Genomic DNA, 17798 nt, shown 5'->3' with positions numbered 1-17798 from the left:
GGTACAATTTGCCAAAAAGTTAAGGGATTTAAAAAAATTATGAAAGAAAATATACAAACAAAAATATGTCATCAAACACAATTCTCACCATTTGAAGATATTGCTGGAGCTTCACATTTCCCTATATACAATACTGCAACTTTTGATTTAAAAAAACAAAATGGTGAAAAAATTTATGATTACACAAGAAGTGACAATCCTACAAGAGAAACTTTAGAAAATCTTTTCAGCTTTGTCGAAGGTGGAGAAGGAGCTGTTTGTACTCATACAGGAATAGCAAGCGTTTCTCTTTTATTTGAGACTGTTTTAAAAGCAAATTCATCTATATTAGTTGAAGCTGATTGTTATGGTGGTACGTTTAGACTTTTAAAAGTATTTAAAGAAAAATATAATATTCAAGTAAATTTTGCAGATTTTAATGATACAAATATGGTAGAACATATTTTAAAAACACATAATATTGATTTAGTATTGTGTGAAAGTCCTACAAATCCAGGACTTAAAATTATTGATTTAAAACTTATTGCTTCTTTATCTCACAAATACAATGCTTTATTTGCTGTTGATAATTCACTTGCAACTTTTATAAGTCAAAGACCTTTAGATTTAGGGGCTGATTTTAGTCTATTTTCAACTACAAAATATATCAGTGGTCATGGTGGAGTAATAGCTGGAGCAATAGTCGCTAAGACAAAAGAACTTGCAGAAAAAATTCACTACTACGCAAATGCCTATGGAAGAAGTCAAAATCCATTTGATGTATATTTAATCTCTTTAGGAATTCCAACTTTAAAAATAAGAATGAAAGAACACGAAGCAAACTCTATCCAAATTGCAAAGTTCTTAGAAACTCAAGATTACATAGACAAAGTTACTCATCCAGCATTAGAAAGCCATCCTCAACATGAATTAGCAAAAACTCAAATGAAATATATGACTGGAGTTTTTTGTGCTGATTTTAAAAGTGTAGAATTAGCAGAGAAATTTATAGAGAACAGCAAAATTTTTGGTGAAAAATGTTCATTTGGGAGTGCTGATAGTAGAGTGGAAATACCTGCAAAAATATCTCATGCAAGTTTTTCTAAAGAGGAATTAAAAGCTATTGGAATAAGTGATAGCACAGTTAGATTTTCTATTGGTTTAGAAGAAGTTGAAGATTTAATAGAAGATATAAAACAAGCAGTAAAATAAATGAATAAAACTCAATTTTATCCAATACCATGTGGACAAACTCTTCCTCCCAATAATATTCATGCAGTATCTACAAGTATGCCAAACTTGCAAGATGTAATTGATTATGAAGAGCAAACACCAGAGATTTTGGAAAAAATAACTGTTGCTTATCCGAGATTTATAGTTCATCCATATCTAAAAAAGCTAGCAACATATTTAAAACAAAAGTATAATGTTTCACAAGAATATGAACTTATACTTTTAAGTAGTAAAAAAGCAATTAAAGTTGTAAGTAATAGATATTTTATACACAATAAATTTGATTTCAATGAGCCTTTTGGAGTAATAAAAGTAATCAAAGGAAGACAATATCAAAAAGTTTTAAAATTTATCCAACATGTAGGATACAACCTTTCTTCAAGATTAGCTGAAGATTATTTATATAAAGTAGGAATAATAAATAAACTTCATATTGAGGAACTAGAAGATAAAAATAAAGCAAAAAGAATAATTATTGAAACTTTATCTAGTGCTTACAAACAACCATTAGAAAATATCTGCTTAAATCCATCTGGAATGAATGCTATGTATTGTACTTTAAAAGGTATAAAAAATATTCAGGCAAAAAATGGAAGAACTATTTTAGTACAATTTGGTTGGTTATATTTAGATACAACAAATATAGTAGATCACTATTTTGAAGAGAGTAAAGTTTTTCATGATGTTACAAATCTTGATAAATTTGAAGAGTTTCTAAAAAAAGATGGACTAAAAGTTTCAGCTATAGTTACAGAAATACCTACAAATCCACTTTTACAAACTGTGGATTTAGAAAGACTCAAAAATCTTTGTAATTATTATAATATACCAATAATTATAGACTCTACTTTTGCAACTCCTTATAATTTAGATTTAAACTCATTTGCAGATATCTATATAGAATCTTTGACAAAATTTGCATGTGGAAATGCTGATGTTTTAATGGGTGCAATTATTTTAAATAAAGCTTCAAAAATTTCTCATATTTCAAATGAATTTTTTAAATATGCAGATGAACCATATATAAAAGATGTGCAAAGGATGGCTTTAGAAATAAAAGATTATAAAACAAGAGTGAAAAAAATAAGCCAGAATACTTTAAAACTAGCTTCTTATTTAGAAAATGCTCCTTTTATAAAAGAAGTTTTTTACTGTTTAAGCCCAAAATATAAAGAAAATTATAAAAAATTAATGATTGATGAAGATAGCTTATGTGGGATAATATCTGTAACATTTAAAAAAGATTTTCAAAAGGTTTACGATATATTAAACTTTGCCAAAGGTCCAAGTTTAGGAACAGAATTTACACTTCTTATGCCTTATACATATCTTGCTCATTATGATTTAATCACAAGCCAAAGTGGAAGAGAGTTTTTAGAAAAAATTAAACTTCCAATAGAACTTTTGAGAATCTCAGTAGGAATAGAAGAGATAGAAGAGATAATTAATGAGTTTGAGAAAATAAACAATATTTAATTTTATTTTTTATACAAATAAGAATTTATGTAAGGTAAAAAATTAGAAATGAATTTAGAAACTGAAAGATTATATATTAGAAAGTTTAAATCAACAGATTGGGAAGATGTATATGAATATACTTCAAATCCTGAAGTAATGTATTATTTACCAGAAGAAACATTTACACAAGAAGATGCAAAAAAATTTATGCAAGACAATGAAGATAAAAAAGCTGAAAAAGTAGCTATTTTATTGAAAAATTCAAATAAATTAATTGGACACATTGTATTTTTTCCTTATTTTGGAGATCATACATATGAAATTGGTTGGGTATTTAATCCAAAATATTATAATCAAGGTTATGCTACTGAAGCAGCAAAAGCTATTTTAGATTATGGATTTAAAATTTATAAATTACATCGTATTATTGCTACTTGTCAACCTGAAAATAAAGCTTCTTGGTATATTATGGAAAAATTAAATATGAGAAGAGAAGGATTTTTCAAAAAGTGTATTCCAACAAAATTTGGCTGGTGGGACGAATACTATTATTCTATATTAGCAGAAGAATATATCTAAAAGCATAAATTATATATATGTTAATGAAATATTCTAAAAAGCCATATAACTCCCACCAATATAAAAGCTATTAAATTTTTTACTATTGTAGCTTTTTTTGAGTTAGAGACAAAATTTAAAGTCTTGCTTTTCTTTTTTTAATAGAATATCTATTGATATAACATAAGAAGCAAAAAGTCCTGAAGTTATAATTAATGTAATAAAAAAAACATTTTAACTATCTTCAAAGATTTGTAAAAGTTTTTTTAGTAAACTCTTCATCAAGTGAAGATATTAGTTCAATAGAATAAATATTTACCATTAATCTCTTATTAGCAAATACATCATAGAATATTATTTTTTAAAAGGATTATTTATGATAAAAAGAACAGATAAAAATAATATAGAAAATATTTCAAATCTAATTTATGATGCAATTCACAATGTAGCAAATACATTAACTGGTGAAAATGAAGATAAAAAAATATTAGAAACTTTGGATTATTATGTAAAAATGGATATTTGTCGTCTCAGCTATAATAATATATATTCATATGAAGTAGATAATAATATTGTTGGTATATTACTAGCATATAGTTCAAATGATGTAGATAAATTAGACTTCCCAATGCTTGAACATATAAAATCAAAAGGTATTTTTTTAGATTCATTTGAAAAAGAGTGTTTTGAAGATGAATTTTATATAGATACAGTTAGTGTAAATCCTAGTTTTCAAGGTCGTGGAATAGCAAAAGAGTTATTTGATTTTGCTACAAAAAAAGCAAAAGAGGAAGGATTTAAAAAGCTCTCACTTTTGGTAGATTTTGAAAATCCAAAAGCAAAAGCCTTATATGAAAAACTAGACTTTCAAGACAATGTTGTATTAAATGTATCTGGTAGCCAATTTTATCATATGATTAAATACATTTAAACAAAAACTCCTGAACTAATAAGCATTAAAAATGCTAAAATAAACATAAAAATGGGAGCAATAATTTCTAAAGTATTTACAAACTTTTTAGAGTTTGAAGATACTTTATGTAAACTTACTCCTAAAAACGATGAAGCAAATATTACAACTGCCATACCCAAACTTATACTTAAGCTAGCTAGAAATACTGCAAAATAAGTTTTTAGCAAAAAAGCATATACAAAAAGTAAAACCGTTCCTGGACAAGGAACTATTCCTGCTGTTAAAACAAATATTAAATCTTGTTTTTTACTTCTTTTTTCTAAATATACAGGTATATTGGTAGTTTTAACAATAAAATTCATATTTTTATTTTGTGGTTTTATATTGAAATTTGTAGTTTTAAAATCTATATTACAAGAAGCACAACCACAAGATTTTTTCGTTAGTTTTCTATATAAAATAAATATTGCTAAAAGCATTATAATACTAGCACTTAAAGCTGTAATATAGATAACTGAATCTGCTATAAATCCACTTAATACTGTTTGAAGTATAAAAATAGATATTACAACTATAACTAAAGCTCCTATGATATGTATAAATGCTGTTAAAAATGAAATGATAAGAGCTTCAAAATATGTACTTTTAGCAGATGAGAAATATGAAAATGCTAAAGATTTCCCATGACCTGGTCCAATAGAATGAACAACTCCATATATAAAAGAAGCAATAATTAAAAAGAATAAAGCAAATTTATCACCATTTTCTATATCTACTAAATATTGTTTTACTTTTGATGTAAACTCATCTAAAAAATCTTTAGGTTTTTCTTCTTCAATGATAGTATCTACTTCTTCATCAATATTATTTTCATCACTATTTTTAGTCCATTTCTCAACTAAATTTTCATTTTCAATATTTGATTTAATAATACCTTGACTAAATTTTTGCTCACTTAATTGTGGAGCATCAATAAGATATGAAACTTCACTTATATTTGTATTCTTTTTAATATTATAAGGAATATCAAATTTTTGGTTTTTATTTTCAAATACTATAAAAAAGAAGCCTTCTTTATCAAATATTCTTATCTTTAAAATATTTTTATCATAAATCTTTTGTTCTACTTCAATATCATATTCAAAACTTAAAATACGATTTTTATAATACATCTTATATTTCTTAACTTCAAAAGGTATTTCATAAGCATCTTCTACTTTATCATAATATATAGTTGTTATAAAATTTCTACTAATTAAATAGTCAATTAGACTATCTTCAATAAGTTTTAACTCTTTATCATCAAAAGTATTATCTAAATTCAAATCATAAATTTTCAATAATTCATCACCAAATTGTTCAGCAAATTCCCATTTTATATTTATTGATTTTATATTTTCATTGTCAGCTTTTATATGTGTAGATATATGTGTTCTTGGAGTAAATGTTGAACATAAAGAGCATCCAAGAAGAATACTCTTTAATATTAAAAATAAAATTATATATCTAATCATTTGTAACTATTTGCTATCTCTTTTGCTGTTTTTATCATACTATCTTTCCAATTCTCACTTAAAGGATCAATAGAAATTACACTTCCACCAATATTTGTAGATATTGTTTTAGCACTTTTTTGTGAAAATTGAGGTGCAACAAAAATTATTTTTATATCATGTTCTTTTGCCTCTTTTATTAATTTCACTAATTCATTTGGTTTTGGCTCTTTACCTTCAATTTCAATAGGAATTTGATTTAGTCCATATTGTTTAGCGAAATATCCCCATGATGGATGAAATACCATAAAAGATTTACCTTTATATGGAGCTAAAATATCTTTTATTTCATTATCTAAAGTATCAAGTTCTTTTATAAATTCTTCATAATTTATTCTATAAAATTCACTATTTTTTTCATCTATTTTTAGCATCGCCTCATATATATTTTTAACTTGAATTTTAACAGAAATTGGATCAAGCCATGTATGTGGATCTAAACCATCTTCATCATGATCATGATGTTCATGGAAAGGATCATCTTCATCGTGATCATGTTCATGATGTGAATGTTCAACCATAGCAATTTTTTCTATTCCAATAGTTGTATCAACAAAAAAAGTATTCTTAGCATTTTGCTTGAATCTATCTATCCATGCCAATTCACTTGGATCACCAACTAAAAAATATGCTTTTGAAATATTCAATGCCTTCATTTGAGATGGTTTTGGTTCAAAATTATGTGGAGAACTACCTGGTTTTACCATAACATTTATATCAAATTTATCTTTTACTATTTTTTCTACAAAATATTTTTGTGGTAAAATATTTACTGTTAACTGTGGTTTATCTGCATACAAAAATGAAGATATTACCATAAATAAAACTAATATTTTTTTCATTTATTTCCTTTTTTTAGAATGCAACTTAGTTGCAGTTTAGAATATTAAGCTTTTTTTTCTTTAATGCAACTTAGTTGTACAATTACTTTAACTATAATTTTGATAAAATTTCCAAATGGATAATTTAACAAACATTTCAGACTTTATAAATATTAAACTAACAACTGCTAGAAAATCGATTTTAGAAATTTTGATAAACTCAAATAGACCTTTATCTTATGAAGATATAAAAGATAAAATCTGTATGGATAAAGCAACTTTCTATAGAAATATTACTATTTTTGAAGAAGAAGGAATTATTGATTCTTTCGAATCAAATGATAAAAAAAGATATTTTGAGATAAAAAATACTCAACACTCACATTTTATTTGTAATGAATGCTTAAAAATAGAGTGTATTCATGAAAAACTAAATCTATCATTAAAAGATTATAAAATTGAAAATATAATATTAAAAGGCAAATGTAAGGAATGCAATAAAAATGGCTAAATTTTTTACTCAAAAACAGTTACAACAAATAGCAAAATTAAAAAGTAGATACGATTTTGTAAAAAACTTTGTTTCTATTGAAACTTTAAGTGGATTAATCCTATTTTTAGTTACAGTACTTGCAGTATATATTGCAAATTCTAGTTATTCAAATACTTATTTTGAATTTTTTTCATCATATCTTTCTATAAGTTTTGCAAATCATAGTTTTTCTATGAGTTTACTTCATTGGGTAAATGATGTTTTAATGGCAATATTTTTCTTAGTTGTAGGAATGGAAATAAAAAAAGATATGCTAGTAGGTGAACTATCAAGCGTTAAACAAGCATCTTTTCCAATAATTGCAGCTATTGGGGGGATGATTGTACCTGCTATTATATATTTAAGCTTAAATAAAGAACATCCAACAGGATTTGGAGTTCCTATGGCAACAGATATTGCTTTTGCATTAGGGATTTTAATGCTATTAGGTAAAAGAGTAAATATATCTTTAAAATTATTCTTAGTTACTCTTGCTGTAGTTGACGATTTAGGAGCTATTGTAGTCGTTGCAATATTTTATACAAGTGAACTTAGCTATATATTCTTTTTATATAGTGCTTTAGTTTATGGAGCTTTAATATTTTTAAATTATATTGGTGTTAGAAAAATATTGCCTTACATAATTTTGGGTATTATTTTATGGTTTTGTATTCATAGTTCTGGAATTCACTCAACTATTGCTGGGGTTTTACTAGCATTTACAATTCCATTAAAAACAAAAAACTTTGATAAAAACTATGAATTTGAAAATTCTCCTTTAGATAAATTATCTTTATCTTTACATAACTTTAGTGCATTTATTATAATGCCTCTTTTTGCTTTTGCAAATGCTGGGGTGATAATAGACTTTTCTAGTGTTTTAACTCATAAATATATTGTTTTAGGAGTTGCTTTAGGACTAATTATAGGGAAACCAATTGGGATATTCACTTTTACATATTTAGCAACAAAACTAAAAATTGCTGTTAAACCTGTAACTGTATCTTGGAGTGAAATTATTGCAGCTGGATGTTTAGGTGGTATTGGATTTACAATGTCAATTTTTATATCTCACTTAGCATTTACTGATGAGAGTATTGTAAGTGCAGTAAAACTTGGAATTTTTGCTAGTTCAATAACAGCAGCAATTATAGGGGTAATACTAATTTTGTTAAACAATAAAGCCAATAAATACAAATGATAATTAAAATTACTAAATTATTAAGATATATAATGTTAGAATATTTTGATAATTTAGTTTTTACTTAGATAAAAGGTATTATAAAGTGGATAAAAATCAAGAAAAAGAGTTCGACCTCTTTTTAAATAATTTTAAAAAACAATCCTCTAAAATTGGATTTAAAAATACAATTCAAAAAGATTATATTTTAAAGACTCTATTTATATCAAAAAAACACCTAACTGCTGAAGATATTTTAAAAGAAATAAAAGAAAAATACAATCTAAATACGGGAATAGTTACTATTTATAATACTATAAAATTTTTTCATAGATTAAATTTTATAACTTTATTAGATATTGGCGATGGAACATTTAGATATGAATTTAACCATAAAAATCATCATGATCATCTTGTATGTACAAATTGTAATCTTATAAAAGAATTTACAGATGACTTTATAGAAGAACAACAACAACTAATAGCAAAAAACAATAGATACAAACTTCAAAACCATATAATGATTCTTTATGGTATTTGTGAAGAATGTCAGAAACTTGATAGCAATTCTTAATTTATAATAAGTTAGATTTAATTTTAAAAACGAAAAAATACATTTCAAGAAAGGATATATTATGATTAAAACAGAAGATATTATAAAAATAGCTAGTTATTTTACAATTATTGCTCATACACCAGGAAGACTTAGAGTAAGAGTAAATCCAAAAATCACAAAAGAGGCTTCAAATATCTCTTTAGGAGATATCGAAAACCTTCCAAATAAGATAAATGGAATAAAAGAGATAAAAGTAAATAAATTAATAGCTTCTGTTACAATCTTATATCATCCTGAAATCTTTAGTCCGAAACTGTGGGAGAATTTGATAGAATCTAAAAATTTAGATGAATTAACAATTCTAATCAACAAACTTGCAAAGGAGGTAATTTAATGGCAATTGATTATAGTATTTTAACAAATAAAAAAGTTGATCCAAACTCAGTTATTCCAGTTCGTGATCAAATTTTACAAATTGCAGTTTATGATGAGTTTGAAGCCTATGAAACTTATTCAAGAATTATTGAGAAATTTGGAAATATTACTCCATTTATAAATATAAAAGAGGCAGAAGCAGTTCATTATAGTGTATTGATACAGCTTATGCAAAAATATAATATTGAAGTACCTATAAATGATTTTTCAACAGCAATAATAAATATTCCAAACACAATAATTGAGTGTTGTGAACTTGGTGTTGCAGGAGAAATTAATAATATTTCAATGTACAACAATCTTTTAAGTTTTGCTGTTGATAGTGATATTATTGATGTTTTATTTAAACTTCAAGCAGCTTCATATAATAATCATCTTCCAGCTTTTAGAAATTGTGTATTTAATCATTATAATAATGGAACAACTTCTGGAATAAATCAAGATGATATTATGCAAAGAATGCAAGAGTACCAAGATATATTAAACAATGTAATGAGTGGAAATATAGATGAAAGTCTTATCTCTTCACTATTTTCAAAATTAAATATGTCAATGATAGGTGGAATGGTAAGTGGTGGTGCAATAATTGCACTATTAAACAATTTTTTAACACAAAATTCAAAAGATGAGGAGTAAAAAATGGCATTACCTTTTATATTAGGATTAGCTCTTGGGGCTACAGCTGTAGTAGCATATAAAAACTCAGACAAGTTAAAAGAAAATAGTAAGAAACTTTTTGAAAAAGCAAAAGATAGTTCAAAAGAACTTCAAGAAAAAGCAATTCTTGTAAAAGAAAAAATCGAAGATAAACTTCATCAAAAAATTGAAAAAAAAGTAGAAAAAGAAGTAGAAAAAGAAGTAGAAAAAGAAGAAGTAAAACCAAAAAGAAAATATACTAGAAAACAAAAGGAAGTTAAATGAAATTTGAAATAGATACAGGAACTCCAAGAAATGTTTTAGGACATGTAATAAGTGGAGCATTAGCTAGTGCTGTTATTAGTGGTGCAATAAATTATAAAAGATACAAAGCTGGAGAATTAAAAAGCTGTGAAGCAATAAAAGATACAACAAAAAGAACTTCACAAGGTGCAATCGCAACTGGAAGTGCAATTGCAACTACAAATTATATTGGTGAAGGAAGTTGGCTAAAAGCTTTAACTTCTGCAAGTATAGGTATTGCTGGAATTTATGCTTTAGAATTAGTAGAAGAAAAACTTGAACAAAAATATTTAACAAACCAAAACATAGAAATAGAAGGAGAATAATATGGCAACAAATCAAAACAATAATCAACAAATTAATGTAAACCCATATGATACAAATATAAATAATAGTAGAATAAACAACAATAATCAAAGTGGATTAAATATAAATCAAAATCCATACTTAAATCAAAATGTTAATCAAACTGCCCAAAATATAAATACTCCAGTTCAACAAAACAATTCAATCTTTAATGGAGATTTTGTAAAAGGTGCTTTAATTGGTGCTGCTTTAACTTATGTATTAACAAATAAAAATGCACAAGAAAATATTTTTAAAGCTTTTGAAAAAGGAAAAGAATTTTTAAGTGCTGGGGTTGAAGAGTTAAAAGAAAGAATTGAAGATGCAAAAGCTTCAATGAATGCGACAAAAGAAGAGTTCTAATGAACAATTTTATTAAAATTCATCAAACAAAATTAAGAGCTAGATATAAATTATCACTTTTAAAAGATAGTTTCATTGATGAAGATATTTTAAAAAACTACTTTTTAAATATTGATTATATAAAAGAAGTAAGAGTAAACAAAAAAGCTTACTCTATTATATTCGAGTTAAAAGAAAATAAATTTTTAGAACTTGAAAATATACTAAAAAACCTAAATACAGATTTACTTTTAAAATCTTGTGATAAAAATCCTTCTAGTATTTGTGTATCTTGTGTAAAGAATGAGGAACCATCAATCAAAGGAACCCTTTTAGCTAGTACAGCTTTGATAGCTGAAAGATTAACTACAAACAATACTTTAAAGGCTGGTATTTCAACAGCGGCAGCTGTACCACTTTTAATTGATGGAACTAAAGAACTTTTCAAAGATGGTTTAACTTCTCATGTCCTTGAAGCAGGAGCAGTTGCAATATCAATATATAGAAAAGATTATTTAGCAGCTAACTCTACAAATGCTATGCTTGAACTTGGAGAGTATATAGAAGAGACAACAGTACATAAAAGTGATGACTTACTAAAAGAACTAGCTCGTCCAAATGTTGAAGAAGCTTGGGTTGAACAAAAAATAGATGGAGTAGTAAGTGAAATTTTAGTAAAAACTGAAGATATAAAAGTTGGTGATATTGTTGTTGTAGGAACTGGAAATACTATTCCAATTGATGGACATATATTAGAAGGAACAGGAACAGTTAATCAAGTTTCAATGACGGGAGAAGCTGAACCAGTTATAAGAAATAGAGGAGATAAAGTTTTATCTGGAACAATTGTAGAAGAAGGACGTTTTAGAATTTGGGCTGAACATGTTGGAGCAAATACTGCAACACAAAGGATTAGACACTATATAGAAAATTCTTTAAATGAAAAATCATCAGTACAATTAAAAGCAAATAAATTAGCGGATAAGCTTGTTCCTGTAACTTTAGGTTTAGCAACAGCTGCATATATTTTTACAAGAGATTTTGAAAGAGTAGCATCTGTACTTCAAGCTGATTATTCTTGTGCTTTAAAACTTGCTACTCCAGTGGCTTTTAAATCTACTATTTCAAAAGCTGGACATAGTGGAATTATGATAAAAGGTGCAAAATCAGTAGAAGCTTTAAGTAGTGCAGATACTTTTGTTTTTGATAAAACAGGAACTTTGACTGCTGGACAACTTGAAGTTATAAGTGTAGATTCTTATGATGATAATTGGACAGATGAAGAACTTTTAAATCTTACAGCTTCAACAGAAGAACACTATTTCCATCCAGTTGCAGAAGCTGTTGTAAAAGCAGCAAAGGAACGTGGTTTTGTACATATGCACCACGAAGAAGTTCAATTTATTGTAGCTCATGGAGTAAAAACTGAAGTTGATGGTAAATCTGTAATTATTGGAAGTCGCCACTTTTTAGAAGATGATGAAAAAATAGACTTTTCAATGCATAAAATAAATATTGAAAACTCTTTAAAGAAAAGTGATACATTATTATACATAGGTTATGATGGAAAACTATTAGGAACTATTGGTCTTTCTGATGAATTAAGAAGTAATGCAAAAGAATCTATCAAAAAATTAAAAGAGCTTGGTGTAAAAAATATAGTTATGTTAACTGGAGATATAGAATCAAAGGCTAAAAAAACTGCAAAAGAATTAGGTATTGAAGATGTAAGAGCAGAACTTCTTCCAACTGATAAAGCTAAGATTGTAAAAGAGTTAATGAATGAAGGCAAAAAAGTTGCATTTATTGGAGATGGAATAAATGATGCTCCTGCATTGATATCTGCTCATGTAGGAATATCTATGTTTAAAGGTGCTGATATAGCAAAAGCAACTGCCGATATTAGTTTACTAAAAGATGATATTTCAGCTGTTGTTGAAGCAAAAGAATATGCAAATAAAACTATGAATTTAATAAATACAAACTTCAATGCAACAGTAGGTATAAATTCTTGTATTCTCGCTGGTGCAACATTTGGATTATTTTCACCAATAGTAACAGCAGTGTTACATAATGGAACAACAATAGGATTACTGTTAAATTCAATTAAAGGTGTAAAACCCAAAAAACAATAATTGTTATTAGTTATATTTAAGGTTTTTTTGATAAAATTCTAAGAATTATTATTAAAGGATTTTATCAAATGCCTATCTTATTACCAATAGCAACAGCTTTAACAGCTATTTTGACAGTTAAAACAGTTAAAAAAAGTATAAAAACTTATGAAAGAAGAAAAAAAAGATATGAAAGAGATAAAATTTGATTTAGAAGTTCAAAAAGAAGTTGCAAAAATAGGAATGACTGCTACTTTAGGTGCAACAGTCGTAACATCAATGTTTATGAAAAACTCTATAGCAAAAAAAACTCATGTTGTTGCAGGGGTTGCCTTTTGTGGATTTGCTTTATGGCATCATATGCTTTATCAACCAAAAAAATCTAATAAAAAATCAGAGAAATTACAAAATATTTTACCAAAAAAACCTATAGCATAACCTAAGTTCTTGTTAATTATTTTTTAGATAGAATCCAAAAATTATTGAAGGAAAAACTAAATGACAAAAAGAGTTCTTGTTAAATTTTCAGGAGAAGCATTAGCTGGTACTGAAGGTTATGGAATAGATACAAAAATATTAGATTATATAGCAAATGAGATAAAAAGTTTAGTTGAATTTGGAATTGAAGTTGCTATTGTTATTGGTGGTGGAAATATAATTCGTGGTGTTACAGCCGCTGCTGATGGCGTTATAAAAAGAACAAGTGCTGATTATATGGGAATGTTAGGAACCGTAATAAATGGTGTTGCAATGCAAGAAGCATTAGAATACAAAGGTTTAAGTGCAAGATTACAAACTGCTATAAAAATGGAAGAAATAGCTGAACCTTTTATTGTAAGAAAAGCCATGAGACACTTTGAAAAAGGAAGAGTTGTAATATTTGGTGCTGGAACAGGAAACCCTTATTTTACAACAGATACAGGAGCAACTTTAAGAGCTACTGAGATAGGTGCTGATTTGCTAATAAAAGCAACAAAAGTTAATGGTGTTTATGATAAAGATCCAATGAAATTTACTGATGCTATAAAATTAAATACTTTAACTTATGATAGAGCTTTAGAAGATCATATCAAGGTTATGGATGACACAGCTATTGCATTAGCAAAAGACAATAAACTTCCAATAGCTGTTACTAATATGAATGAAGAAGGAAATTTACTAAGAATCGTAAAAGGTGATTATAGTAGATGTTCGATTGTTAAATAAGTTTAAAAGGAAAATTGTATGGAAAGATTAGAAGAAAGAATTTCAAGAGCTTTAAAACAAGTAGATAATGATAGATATATTTTAGCTATTGCTGTTGGACAAAGAGCAGATGAGTTAAGTAAGGGTGCAAAACCACTTTTAGAGCAAAATACTCAAAAAATGAAATATACAGATATTGCAATAGAAGAAATAGCAAATGGACTTTTAAAAATAGAAGGTTTAGTAAATAAAAAATAACCATATATTATTTATTAAGTAAAACTACATGAACCAATTTTTTAAAGATGTACAGATTATTAATACTATTGAAGGTGCTATCAATAAATTAAAAAGTCAAATTGATATTTCAGATAAACTTTATGAAATTATTAATTTTATAATTGAAGCACATAAAGGTCAATTTAGAAAGAGTGGTGAACCATATAGTGTTCACCCAATACTTGTTGCATCTATTACTTCAAACTTTTCGAAAGATGAAGATGTTATAGCTACTGCCCTACTTCATGATGTAGTTGAAGATACAGAGTTTTCTTTAGAGTATGTTCAAGAAAAATGGGGTAGTAATGTAGCAAATATGGTAAAGGGGCTTACAAAAGTTTCTGATATTAGAGAAGAAAATTTTGTTACTTCAAAAGACTCAACAAATTCAAAAATAATATCTGCAGCACTTACTTTTAGAAAGATGCTTATTACTTCTATTGATGACCCAAGAGTTTTAATAGTCAAACTATGTGATAGACTTCATAATATGCTAACTCTTGGAGTTTTACCACCACATAAACAAAGAAGAATAGCTGAAGAAACTTTAGTTGTTTATGTTCCAATCGCGAATCGTTTAGGTATTTCAACATTAAAAAATGAATTAGAAGATTTAGCATTTTTTTATATTTATCCAGAAGAATATAAAAAAATTGATGACTTTTTAAAAGAACATCAACAATCTATGCAACTAAGTTTTAATAATTTTATAACTGTTACAAAAAATCTTTTAGAAAAAAATGGCTTTGATATCAATAAGATTAAAATTTATTCAAGAATAAAACATCACTATTCAATATATTTAAAAATGCAAAGAAAAGGTATTACTATAGATGAAGTACTTGATCTCTTTGCCATTAGAATTTTAGTTGAAAATGACATTGACTGTTATAAAGCGTTAGGACATATTCATTTAGAGTTTAAACCTTTAGTTTCAAGATTTAAAGATTATGTAGCAACTCCAAAAGAAAATGGTTATCAAACAATCCATACAACTGTCTTTTATAACTCGAAAATTTATGAAATTCAAATTCGTTCTTTTGAAATGAATAAAGTTGCAGAATATGGAATAGCTGCTCACTGGGTATATAAATCTGGAGAAAAAAATTCTATAAACTTAAATTGGCTTAAATCATTAGAGTTTTCAAATGACAATATTGAAGAATTTTATTCAGATGCAAAAGAGAACCTTTTTAATGATGAAATAATAGTTTATTCTCCAAAAGGAGAAGTTTTTATTCTTCCTATTGGTTCAACTGCCTATGACTATGCTTTTGCTATTCATACAAGCGTAGGAGAAAAAGCTATATCATGTTATATAAATAAGATAAAAAAACCCCTTTTAACAGTTTTAAAAAGTACTGATATAGTATCTATTGAAGTTGGAGAAGAAACAATTGCTAGATGTTCATGGATGGATATGCTAAAAACTCCAAGAGCAAAAAAACAACTAAAACTAATTTGTACACAAAGACAAAAAGAGATAGATAAATTATCAGGAAGAAATATTATAAATACAGTATTCTCAAGATACTATGAAAATATTATTGAAGTTTATCCTATTGAAAACTTATATAAAGTTCCTCAGGTTTTAAGCTATTTTAAGCACTCAAAGTTACTTTTAGAAAAAAAAGTTGCAAAAGATAAAGGTTTAATGGCTAGATTTAAAATATTAACTAGTAAAATAAAAGAATTTAAATTTGACAATCTTTTGATATACTCAAATTTTAGTATACATTCAATATCTTTTGAACACTGCTGTCATCCAAAATTTGGAGATGATATTGTTGCTTTTAGAAATGGTAACGAAGCAATAATTCATCATAAAATGTGTGATAAAGCATATTCAAAGATAAAGTCAAACCATCAAATGTTATTTTGTACTTGGACAAAAAATAGTGTGTTTAAATATAAAATGTTAATTAGTATCCCAAATACAAGAGGACAATTAGCAAAAGTATTTAACTATTTATCTTTAAATGAATTTTACATTTTATATGTATCATTTGGAAGACAAAAACATACTTATAACCAATATTGTGAAATAGAATTTGAAACAAATATATCAAATATTGATGAAGTAAAAAAAATAGTTGAGAAAAATATAAAAGTTATAGAATTATTCTCATCAAAAGATGCATATAATAAATAAAGGTTTAAATAAATATGGAAAATAAAATTATAGAAGCAATAAATGAAATAAAAAGAGGAACAGCTGAAATAATAGATATTGAAGCAATTGAAAAATTAGTAAAACGTTATTTTGAAACTGGTGAAAATTTTTATGTAAAAGCTGGGTTTGATCCAACTGCTCCTGATATCCATGTTGGACATACAGTATTAATACAAAAGTTAGCAACTTTCCAAAAATTTGGAGGAATTGTACAATTTTTAATTGGAGATTTTACAGCAGCTATTGGTGATCCAACAGGAAAAAGTGAAACAAGAAAAGTTTTAAGTAAAGAACAAGTTTTAGAAAATGCTGAAACATATAAGGAACAGGTATTTAAAATATTAGATGCTTCAAAAACTCAAGTTGTATTTAATAGTAAATGGTTAAATGATTTAGGAAGTGGAGGTATTATTACTTTAGCTTCTAACTTAACAGTTGCAAGAATGTTAGAGCGTGATGACTTTTCAAAAAGATATAGTTCAAATACTCCAATAGCAGTTAGTGAATTTTTATACCCTTTACTTCAAGGATATGACTCAATTGCATTAAATAGTGATATTGAAGTTGGTGGAACAGACCAAAAATTCAATCTTTTAATGGGAAGAACTCTACAAAAAGCTTATGATTGTAAAAAACAACAAGCCGTTTTAATGATGCCAATTTTAGAAGGACTTGATGGAGTTCAAAAGATGTCAAAATCTTTAGGTAACTACATTGGAGTTACAGATGAACCTTTTGATATGTTTGGAAAAGTTTTATCTATTTCAGATGAACTTATGTGGAGATATTTTGAGTTAGTGTCTACTAAATCTTTAAAAGAAATTGAAGATATGAAAATTGGTGTAGAAAATGGAACTTTACACCCTAAAAAAGTAAAAGAAAATTTAGCAACAGAGTTAGTTGATAGATTTCATGGAATAGGTGCTGGGGATTTAGCAAAACAAGAATTTGAAAAAGTTTTTGCAAAAAAAGATATCCCAACAGATTTAGAAGAATTTATATTTGAAAATGAAATATGGATTTGTCAAGCATTAGTAGATTCAAATTTAGTAAGTTCAACTTCTCAAGCAAGAAGAGATATAAAATCAAATGCTGTATCAGTAAATCAACAAAAAATAAATGATGATAACCTAAATTTAACTAAAGGCGAGTATATTTTACAAAAAGGTAAAAAGAGTTTCGCTAAGATAATAATAAAATAAA

Annotated in this window: 20 protein-coding genes; 18 read left to right on the top strand and 2 right to left on the bottom strand. The window is 26.5% G+C overall.

What is annotated here, in order from left to right; translation table 11 throughout:
- The first annotated feature begins 39 nt into the window (after nucleotides 1-39).
- The 4 genes from ALANTH_RS03390 to ALANTH_RS03375 all read left to right on the top strand — a co-directional run bounded on the left by ALANTH_RS03390 (nucleotide 40) and on the right by ALANTH_RS03375 (nucleotide 4159).
- Complete coding sequence (locus ALANTH_RS03390) at nucleotides 40-1191, top strand: trans-sulfuration enzyme family protein (protein ID WP_026807498.1); 1152 nt, start codon at nucleotides 40-42, stop codon at nucleotides 1189-1191.
- On the top strand, nucleotides 1192-2688 hold the full coding sequence (locus ALANTH_RS03385; RefSeq protein ID WP_026807497.1) for a PLP-dependent transferase: 1497 nt from the start codon (nucleotides 1192-1194) through the stop codon (nucleotides 2686-2688). It abuts the gene before it with no gap.
- A gap of 48 nt (nucleotides 2689-2736) precedes the next feature.
- Entirely contained in the window at nucleotides 2737-3249 is a 513-nt protein-coding gene (locus ALANTH_RS03380; protein WP_026807496.1) for a GNAT family N-acetyltransferase, read from the top strand.
- A gap of 355 nt (nucleotides 3250-3604) precedes the next feature.
- Nucleotides 3605-4159, top strand: a complete 555-nt coding sequence (locus tag ALANTH_RS03375; protein ID WP_026807495.1) for a GNAT family N-acetyltransferase — start codon at nucleotides 3605-3607, stop codon at nucleotides 4157-4159.
- Here the strand turns inward: ALANTH_RS03375 and ALANTH_RS03370 are convergent.
- The gene (locus ALANTH_RS03370) at nucleotides 4156-5655 is read right to left on the bottom strand and encodes a HoxN/HupN/NixA family nickel/cobalt transporter (RefSeq protein ID WP_026807494.1); all 1500 of its coding nucleotides are present in this window, start codon (nucleotides 5653-5655) and stop codon (nucleotides 4156-4158) included. The genes ALANTH_RS03375 and ALANTH_RS03370 overlap by 4 nt on opposite strands.
- Nucleotides 5652-6536 carry a metal ABC transporter solute-binding protein, Zn/Mn family gene (locus ALANTH_RS03365; protein WP_026807493.1) on the bottom strand — a complete coding sequence of 295 codons (885 nt, stop codon included), beginning with the start codon at nucleotides 6534-6536 and terminating at the stop codon, nucleotides 5652-5654. Before ALANTH_RS03365 ends, ALANTH_RS03370 begins: the two co-directional genes overlap by 4 nt.
- 115 nt (nucleotides 6537-6651) lie before the next feature.
- Here ALANTH_RS03365 and ALANTH_RS03360 point away from each other — a divergent pair, with 115 nt between their 5' ends.
- The 14 genes from ALANTH_RS03360 to tyrS all read left to right on the top strand — a co-directional run bounded on the left by ALANTH_RS03360 (nucleotide 6652) and on the right by tyrS (nucleotide 17797).
- The gene (locus tag ALANTH_RS03360) at nucleotides 6652-7026 is read left to right on the top strand and encodes a Fur family transcriptional regulator (RefSeq protein ID WP_026803441.1); all 375 of its coding nucleotides are present in this window, start codon (nucleotides 6652-6654) and stop codon (nucleotides 7024-7026) included.
- Nucleotides 7019-8248 carry a Na+/H+ antiporter NhaA gene (gene nhaA, locus ALANTH_RS03355; RefSeq protein ID WP_081801308.1) on the top strand — a complete coding sequence of 410 codons (1230 nt, stop codon included), beginning with the start codon at nucleotides 7019-7021 and terminating at the stop codon, nucleotides 8246-8248. Before ALANTH_RS03360 ends, nhaA begins: the two co-directional genes overlap by 8 nt.
- An 85-nt stretch (nucleotides 8249-8333) precedes the next feature.
- Nucleotides 8334-8801, top strand: a complete 468-nt coding sequence (locus tag ALANTH_RS03350) for a Fur family transcriptional regulator (protein ID WP_026803439.1) — start codon at nucleotides 8334-8336, stop codon at nucleotides 8799-8801.
- Nucleotides 8802-8862: 61 nt separating this feature from the next.
- Nucleotides 8863-9177, top strand: coding sequence for a hypothetical protein (locus ALANTH_RS03345; protein WP_026803438.1), 315 nt, complete (start codon nucleotides 8863-8865; stop codon nucleotides 9175-9177).
- Nucleotides 9177-9854, top strand: a complete 678-nt coding sequence (locus ALANTH_RS03340) for a ferritin-like domain-containing protein (protein WP_026807491.1) — start codon at nucleotides 9177-9179, stop codon at nucleotides 9852-9854. Before ALANTH_RS03345 ends, ALANTH_RS03340 begins: the two co-directional genes overlap by 1 nt.
- Nucleotides 9855-9857: 3 nt before the next feature.
- Entirely contained in the window at nucleotides 9858-10139 is a 282-nt protein-coding gene (locus ALANTH_RS03335) for a hypothetical protein (RefSeq protein ID WP_026807490.1), read from the top strand.
- Nucleotides 10136-10483, top strand: a complete 348-nt coding sequence (locus ALANTH_RS03330; RefSeq protein ID WP_026803435.1) for a magnetosome protein MamC family protein — start codon at nucleotides 10136-10138, stop codon at nucleotides 10481-10483. Before ALANTH_RS03335 ends, ALANTH_RS03330 begins: the two co-directional genes overlap by 4 nt.
- Nucleotide 10484: 1 nt before the next feature.
- Nucleotides 10485-10865, top strand: coding sequence for a YtxH domain-containing protein (locus ALANTH_RS03325; RefSeq protein ID WP_026803434.1), 381 nt, complete (start codon nucleotides 10485-10487; stop codon nucleotides 10863-10865).
- A complete protein-coding gene (locus ALANTH_RS03320; protein ID WP_026807489.1) occupies nucleotides 10865-12979 on the top strand; it encodes a heavy metal translocating P-type ATPase in 2115 nt (704 codons plus the stop codon). Before ALANTH_RS03325 ends, ALANTH_RS03320 begins: the two co-directional genes overlap by 1 nt.
- A gap of 147 nt (nucleotides 12980-13126) precedes the next feature.
- Nucleotides 13127-13396, top strand: a complete 270-nt coding sequence (locus ALANTH_RS03315; RefSeq protein WP_228131102.1) for a hypothetical protein — start codon at nucleotides 13127-13129, stop codon at nucleotides 13394-13396.
- 60 nt (nucleotides 13397-13456) lie between these two features.
- The gene (gene pyrH, locus ALANTH_RS03310; RefSeq protein ID WP_026803431.1) at nucleotides 13457-14164 is read left to right on the top strand and encodes a UMP kinase; all 708 of its coding nucleotides are present in this window, start codon (nucleotides 13457-13459) and stop codon (nucleotides 14162-14164) included.
- 18 nt (nucleotides 14165-14182) lie between these two features.
- Nucleotides 14183-14401: a DNA-directed RNA polymerase subunit omega gene (locus ALANTH_RS03305; protein ID WP_026803430.1), complete on the top strand. Its 219-nt coding sequence runs from the start codon at nucleotides 14183-14185 to the stop codon at nucleotides 14399-14401.
- 28 nt (nucleotides 14402-14429) lie between these two features.
- Nucleotides 14430-16574: a RelA/SpoT family protein gene (locus ALANTH_RS03300; protein ID WP_026807488.1), complete on the top strand. Its 2145-nt coding sequence runs from the start codon at nucleotides 14430-14432 to the stop codon at nucleotides 16572-16574.
- Between the two features lie 14 nt (nucleotides 16575-16588).
- Nucleotides 16589-17797 carry a tyrosine--tRNA ligase gene (tyrS, locus tag ALANTH_RS03295; RefSeq protein WP_026807487.1) on the top strand — a complete coding sequence of 403 codons (1209 nt, stop codon included), beginning with the start codon at nucleotides 16589-16591 and terminating at the stop codon, nucleotides 17795-17797.
- Nucleotide 17798: the final 1 nt, after the last annotated feature.

Source organism: Aliarcobacter lanthieri, from assembly GCF_013201625.1.
Classification (GTDB): Bacteria; Campylobacterota; Campylobacteria; order Campylobacterales; family Arcobacteraceae; genus Aliarcobacter; species Aliarcobacter lanthieri.
The sequence above is the reverse complement of the archived record's forward strand: the minus strand, read 5'-3'. Positions and strand labels throughout refer to the sequence as shown.

Coding starts and splice junctions, on each gene's coding strand:
- ALANTH_RS03390 (WP_026807498.1), top strand. CDS start 40: ATGAAAGAAAATATACAAACAAAAATATGTCATCAAACACAATTCTCA.
- ALANTH_RS03385 (WP_026807497.1), top strand. CDS start 1,192: ATGAATAAAACTCAATTTTATCCAATACCATGTGGACAAACTCTTCCT.
- ALANTH_RS03380 (WP_026807496.1), top strand. CDS start 2,737: ATGAATTTAGAAACTGAAAGATTATATATTAGAAAGTTTAAATCAACA.
- ALANTH_RS03375 (WP_026807495.1), top strand. CDS start 3,605: ATGATAAAAAGAACAGATAAAAATAATATAGAAAATATTTCAAATCTA.
- ALANTH_RS03370 (WP_026807494.1), bottom strand. CDS start 5,655: ATGATTAGATATATAATTTTATTTTTAATATTAAAGAGTATTCTTCTT.
- ALANTH_RS03365 (WP_026807493.1), bottom strand. CDS start 6,536: ATGAAAAAAATATTAGTTTTATTTATGGTAATATCTTCATTTTTGTAT.
- ALANTH_RS03360 (WP_026803441.1), top strand. CDS start 6,652: ATGGATAATTTAACAAACATTTCAGACTTTATAAATATTAAACTAACA.
- nhaA (WP_081801308.1), top strand. CDS start 7,019: ATGGCTAAATTTTTTACTCAAAAACAGTTACAACAAATAGCAAAATTA.
- ALANTH_RS03345 (WP_026803438.1), top strand. CDS start 8,863: ATGATTAAAACAGAAGATATTATAAAAATAGCTAGTTATTTTACAATT.
- ALANTH_RS03340 (WP_026807491.1), top strand. CDS start 9,177: ATGGCAATTGATTATAGTATTTTAACAAATAAAAAAGTTGATCCAAAC.
- ALANTH_RS03335 (WP_026807490.1), top strand. CDS start 9,858: ATGGCATTACCTTTTATATTAGGATTAGCTCTTGGGGCTACAGCTGTA.
- ALANTH_RS03330 (WP_026803435.1), top strand. CDS start 10,136: ATGAAATTTGAAATAGATACAGGAACTCCAAGAAATGTTTTAGGACAT.
- ALANTH_RS03325 (WP_026803434.1), top strand. CDS start 10,485: ATGGCAACAAATCAAAACAATAATCAACAAATTAATGTAAACCCATAT.
- ALANTH_RS03320 (WP_026807489.1), top strand. CDS start 10,865: ATGAACAATTTTATTAAAATTCATCAAACAAAATTAAGAGCTAGATAT.
- ALANTH_RS03315 (WP_228131102.1), top strand. CDS start 13,127: ATGAAAGAAGAAAAAAAAGATATGAAAGAGATAAAATTTGATTTAGAA.
- pyrH (WP_026803431.1), top strand. CDS start 13,457: ATGACAAAAAGAGTTCTTGTTAAATTTTCAGGAGAAGCATTAGCTGGT.
- ALANTH_RS03305 (WP_026803430.1), top strand. CDS start 14,183: ATGGAAAGATTAGAAGAAAGAATTTCAAGAGCTTTAAAACAAGTAGAT.
- ALANTH_RS03300 (WP_026807488.1), top strand. CDS start 14,430: ATGAACCAATTTTTTAAAGATGTACAGATTATTAATACTATTGAAGGT.
- tyrS (WP_026807487.1), top strand. CDS start 16,589: ATGGAAAATAAAATTATAGAAGCAATAAATGAAATAAAAAGAGGAACA.